Raw genomic sequence first — 5561 nt, 5'->3', positions numbered from 1 at the left:
CCGCGGCAGGCTGGGCGCCGGCGCGCAGCGTGGCGGCGCCGGGCAGCAGGCTGTCGGGCAGCGGACCGCCCACCAGCAACTGCAGGGCGTTGCGGTCACGCTCCACCTGGGAGGTGAAGCTGGCCACGTCGCCGCGCGCCGTGTCCACCGTGGTCTGGTTCTGGGCCAGCACCAGGCCCGAAGTCGAACCTATCTCATGCATGCGCCGCGTCAGCTCGTAGGCCTTCTCGCGGCTGGCCAGGGTGTCGCGTGCCAGCTGCAGGCGGGCCTGGTCGGCGGCCAGCGTGAGCCAGGCGTTGGCCACGTCGGCCACCAGGCCGATCTGCACATTGCGCCGGTTCTGCTCGCTTTGCAGGAACTGCTGCAGCGCGGCCTCGCTGAGGTTGCGCACGCGGCCCCAGAGGTCGATCTCGTAGCTGGCAAAGCCCAGCTGGGCCGTGTACTGGGTGCTGACCGATGCCGCCTGCGTGGCGCTGGTCATGCCGGCGGCCGTGCGCGCACGGCTGGCCTGGGCCTGGGCGTTGACGCTGGGCAGCAGGTCGGCGCGCGTGATGCCGTACTGGGCACGCGCGCGCTCGATGTTCTCCACGGCCACGCGCAGGTCGCGGTTGTTGGCCAGGGCCAGCGCAATGACCTCGCGCAGCTGCCGGGACTGCACCCAGTCCAGCGCGGCGGCCGCCTGCAGGCTGGCCTCGTCGGCCTGTGCCGGATTGGCTGCGGTGCTGCCCACCGTGTCGGGCACGGGCATGTCCGGCGTGCGGTGCTGCGGCGCAAGATTGCAGCCGGACAGCAGGGCCGCCAGCGCGGCCGCAGCGGCGAGGGTGGAACGGTGCATTCGGCGCCTCATGCTGCGCTCTCCTTGGTGGTATGGGGTGAGTCGGTTGCCTGCTGCGGGCTTTCTTCATCCGTGCGCGAGTGACTCTTGAACCAGCTGCGGATCAGCAGGAAGAACACCGGCACCAGGAAGATGCCCAGCACCGTGGAGGCCAGCATGCCGCCGAGCACGGCCGTGCCGATGGCATTGCGCCCGCCAGCGCCGGCACCCGTGCCGATGGCCAGCGGAATGACGCCGAAGCCGAAGGCCAGCGAGGTCATCAAAATGGGCCGCAGGCGCAGGCGCACGGCCGAGACCACGGCGTCGAAGATGCTCTTGCCCTGCTCCTGCAGCTGCACGGCAAATTCCACGATCAGGATGGCGTTCTTGGATGCCAGGCCCACCGTGGTCAGCAGGCCCACCTGGAAGTACACGTCATTGGTCAGCCCGCGCGTATAGGTGGCGGCCAGCGCGCCCACCACGCCCAGCGGCACGGCCAGCATCACGGACAGCGGCACGGTCCAGCTCTCGTACAGCGCCGCCAGGCACAGGAACACGAAGAGGATGGAGATGGCGTACAGCAGCGGCGCCTGCGCGCCCGACTGGCGCTCCTGCAGCGAGGCGCCCGTCCACTCGTAGCCTATGCCGGCCGGCAGCGTGCGCAGGATGTCCTCGACGATCTGCATGGCGGTGCCCGAGCTGACGCCCGGCGCGGCGCGGCCTTCCATTTCGTAGGCCGGGTTGCCGTTGTAGCGCATGAGCTGGGGCGAACCGTAGGCCCAGTAGCTGCTGGAGAAGGCGCTGAACGGCACCATCTCGCCCTTGCCGTTGCGCACCGTCCATTTGGCGATGTCCTGGGGCAGCATGCGGTGCGGCGCATCGCCCTGGATGTAGACGCGCTTGACGCGCTCGTTGTTCAGGAAGTCGTTGACATAGGTGCCGCCCATGGCGCTGGACAGCACGCTGTTGATGTCGGTGTACGACAGGCCGAGCGCGGCGGCCTTGCGGTCGTCGATGTCCAGGCGCAGCTCGCTGGCGTCCTCCAGGTTGGTCATGCGCAGATTGGTGAGCTCGGGGCGCTTGCGGGCCTCGGTCAGGAATTTTTCCTTGGCCTGCAGCAGCGCCTGGTGGCCCAGGCCGTTCATGTCCTTGATCATGAAGTTGAAGCCCGAGCTGGAGCCCAGGCCGCGCACGGCCGGCGGCAGCATGACCAGCACGCGCGCATCGCGGATGGAGGCCAGCTCCCGGGTCGCCCGGTGCGCGATCTCGGAGGCCGACTGGCCCGGCAGCGGGCGCTCCTCCCAGGTCTTCAGCCGCACGAAGGCGCGTGCCGAGGCCTGGTCGCCGTTCAGGCCAGAGACCTGGTAGAAGCTCAGCACGTCGGGCTGCCTGGCAAAGTAGTCGCGCACCTCGTCGAGCACGCCCTGCAGCCGCGTGTCGGCCGCGCCCGAGGGCAGGTTGATGTTGACGAAGACAAAGCCCTGGTCCTCGTCGGGCAGGAAGGACGTGGGCAGGCGCGCCATCAACAGCCAGACCACGCCGCAGACGGCCAGGAAGATCAGCATCATGCGCTTGGCGCGGCGCAGCGAGTACGCCACCGTGCCCTGGTAGCGCGCGGCCGTGGCGTCGAAATGGTGGTTGAACCAGCGGAAGAACCGGTCGTTCACCCCCAGGATGCCGCTGCGGATGGGGCGGTCATGCCCTGTCCCGCCCGCTGCGGGCGGCTTGAGCAGCGTGGCGCACAGCGCCGGCGTGAGCGTCAGCGCCACGAACACCGACAGCGCCATGGCCGCGACGATGGTGATGGAGAACTGCCGGTAGATCACGCCCGTGGAGCCGCCGAAGAAGGCCATGGGCACGAACACGGCCGACAGCGTCACGCCGATGCCCACCAGGGCCGGCGTGATCTCGCGCATGGACTGGCGCGTGGCCTGCTTGGGCGACATGCCCGTCTCGTGCATCACGCGCTCGACGTTCTCCACCACGACGATGGCATCGTCCACCAGCAGGCCGATGGCCAGCACCATGGCGAACATGGTCAGCGTATTGATCGAGTACCCGGCCAGCGACAGCACGCCGAAGGTGCCCAGCAGCACCACGGGCACGGCGATGGCGGGGATCATCGTGGCGCGGAAGTTCTGCAGGAAGATGAACATCACGATGACCACGAGGATCATGGCCTCCCCCAGCGCGCTGACCACTTCCTTGATGGAGGCGCGCACGAAGGGCGTGGAGTCCGAGCTGACGAAGTAGTCGATCTCGTTGGGAAAGAAAGGCTTGAGCTCGGCCAGCTTGGCGGCGATGGTGTCGGCCACGTTCATGGCGTTGGCGCCATCGGCCAGCACGATGCCCATGCCCGCGCCCGGCAGGCCGTTGAGCTTGGCCTTGATGGTCAGGTTGTCGGCGCCCAGCTCCACGCGGGCCACGTCCTTCATGAGCACCACCGAGCCGTCCACGGACGACTTCAGGACGATGTCCTCGAACTGCTCCACCGTCTTGAGCTTGGTGCGCGCCGTGATGGTGGCGTTCAGCTGCTGGTCCGCGACGGCGGGCAGCGCGCCCAGCTGGCCGGCCGAGACCTGGGCGTTCTGCGAGTTCAGCGCATTGACCAGGTCCGACGGCATCAGCGCGTACTTCTCCATCTTGGCCGGGTCCATCCAGATGCGCATCGCATAGTTGGTGCCGAAGACGTTGACATCGCCCACGCCGTCCAGCCGGCCGATCACGTCGACCAGGTTGCTGGTCAGGTAGTCGCCGATGTCGACCGCGGTCATGGCCGGGTCCTTGGAGAAGAAGCTGTAGGTGACCAGGAAGTCCTGGCCGCCCTTGTTCACGAACACGCCCCGGCTCTTGACGGCGTCGGGCAGGCGGTTCACGGCGGACTGCAGCTTGTTTTGCACCTGCACCTGGGCCACGTCGATGTTGGTGCCCGGCGCAAAGGTCAGCGTGGTGCGCGCGCGGCCCGAGGCGTCGGACGTGGAGCTCATGTAGAGCATGTTGTCGATGCCCTTGAGCTGCTGCTCGATGATCTGGGTCACCGAGTTCTCGACCGTCTCGGCCGAGGCGCCTGTGTACTGCGCGCCGATGGTCACGCGCGGCGGCGCGATGTCGGGGTATTGCTCCAGCGGCAGCGTGAAGATGGACAGCGCGCCGCCCAGCATGATGACGATGGCGATGACCCACGCGAAGATGGGCCGGTTGATGAAGAACTGAGCCATGTGACGGGTTCCTGCGGCTTAGCCGGCGGCGGGAGCAGGAGCCGCTGCCGGTGCAGGGGCTGTAGCAGGCGCCTTGTCCGCAGCGCCAGGTGCTGCCGGCCCGTCGGCCGGCTTGCCCTTGCGGGCCTGGGCCTTGGCGCGCAGGTCCACCTCCACGGCACGCACCTTGTCGCCGGGCTTGATGCGCTGGAAGCCATCGACCACCACGCGCTCGCCGGCCGACAGGCCGTCCTGCAGCAGCCACATATTGCCCACGGCGCGGTCGATGTTCACGGGCCTGCGCTCGATCACGTCGTCGGCCTTGGCCACCAGCACGCTGGCCTTGCCGGTCAGGTCGCGCGTCACCGACTGCTGGGGCACCAGCAACGCCTCGGGCGCCAGGCCCGTGGGCAGCAGCGCCTGCACATACATGCCGGGCATGAGCAGGCCCTGCGGATTGGGCACCACGGCGCGCAGCGTGACGCTGCCCGTGGTGGCATTGACGATCACGCCGGCAAACTGCAGCTTGCCCTGGTGGCCGTATTCCGTGCCATCGTCCAGGCGGATACGCACGGCGACCTTGTCGCCCTCCACCTTCTGGAAGCGCCCGGCATCCCAGTCGCGTTTGAGCTGCAGCAGCTCGCTGGTGGACTGGGTGAAGTCCACATACATGGGGTCCAGCTGCACGATGGAGGTCAGCGCCTCCGTCTGGTTGGCCGTCACCAGCGCGCCCGGCGTCACCGTGGACAGGCTGATGCGCCCGCTGATGGGCGCCTCGATGCGGCTGTACTTGAGGTTGATGCGCGCGGTCTCCAGATTGGCCTTGGCCACGGCCACGTCCGAGCGCGACTGGGCTGCGGCGGCCTGGCTTTCTTCAAACGCCTGCTGGCTGATGGCATCGATCTTGACCAGCTCGGCATTGCGCCGCGACGTGGCCTCCAGCGTGCGGGCGCTGGCCTCGGCCTTGGCCAGGGCCGCCTGGGCGCTGGCCTCGGTGGCGCGCAGCGAGGCCGCGTCGATCTGGTAGAGCTGCTGGCCCTGGCGCACCAGGGCGCCTTCGGTGAACAGGCGCTTTTGCACGATGCCCGAGACCTGGGGCCGCACCTCGGCGGTCAGCGAGGCGCGTGTGCGGCCCGGCAGCGTGGCCTCCAGCTGCTGGCTCTGCTTTTGCAGCGTGACCACGCCCACCTCGGGCGCAGCCTTGGCTGCGGCGGCGGGCGCTGCATCCTGCCTGGAGCAGGCGGCCAGGCTGGCGGCCAGTGCCAGCGCGCACAGCACGGCAGCACCGGGGCGCTTGCTGCGTGCAAGCGAGGCAGAAGGTTGTGTGTGCCCTGCGCCGGGCTGGGAATCGGAAGGCGCCGCAAGGCGCGTACTCGGCGAAAGAGGCACGTCAAAATTCATAGGAACAGCGAAGTCGTTGGGGGCATCGCACGATTGTGCAGTGCCCATATTTCTTGTTTGTAAAGTGGATGGCATGCCACCGCAGTCTCGTGGCAAGACCATCCAGGATGATGCAGGTGTCGGAGCGCGCCGACACATGCAAGTTCAAT

At 68.3% G+C, this 5561-nt stretch carries 3 protein-coding genes; all 3 read right to left on the bottom strand.

Annotation, left to right across the window (positions count from 1 at the left end):
* Positions 1–835: TolC family protein (locus L995_RS13720; RefSeq protein ID WP_442855513.1), on the bottom strand; the 835-nt coding region annotated here is incomplete at its 3' end.
* Between the two features lie 8 nt (positions 836–843).
* Positions 844–4032, bottom strand: coding sequence for an efflux RND transporter permease subunit (locus L995_RS13715; protein ID WP_016452871.1), 3189 nt, complete (start codon positions 4030–4032; stop codon positions 844–846).
* Positions 4033–4050: 18 nt separating this feature from the next.
* The gene (locus L995_RS13710; protein WP_047472292.1) at positions 4051–5412 is read right to left on the bottom strand and encodes an efflux RND transporter periplasmic adaptor subunit; all 1362 of its coding nucleotides are present in this window, start codon (positions 5410–5412) and stop codon (positions 4051–4053) included.
* Positions 5413–5561 lie beyond the last annotated feature (149 nt).

Origin of the sequence: Delftia sp. ZNC0008 (assembly GCF_000799035.1) — a bacterium.
Classification (GTDB): Bacteria; Pseudomonadota; Gammaproteobacteria; order Burkholderiales; family Burkholderiaceae_C; genus Comamonas; species Comamonas tsuruhatensis.
This window is presented reverse-complemented; position numbering and strand designations above follow the sequence as displayed.

Excerpts from the sequence above, each read along its gene's own strand:
- L995_RS13715 (WP_016452871.1), bottom strand. The coding sequence starts at position 4,032 with ATGGCTCAGTTCTTCATCAACCGGCCCATCTTCGCGTGGGTCATCGCC.
- L995_RS13710 (WP_047472292.1), bottom strand. The coding sequence starts at position 5,412 with ATGAATTTTGACGTGCCTCTTTCGCCGAGTACGCGCCTTGCGGCGCCT.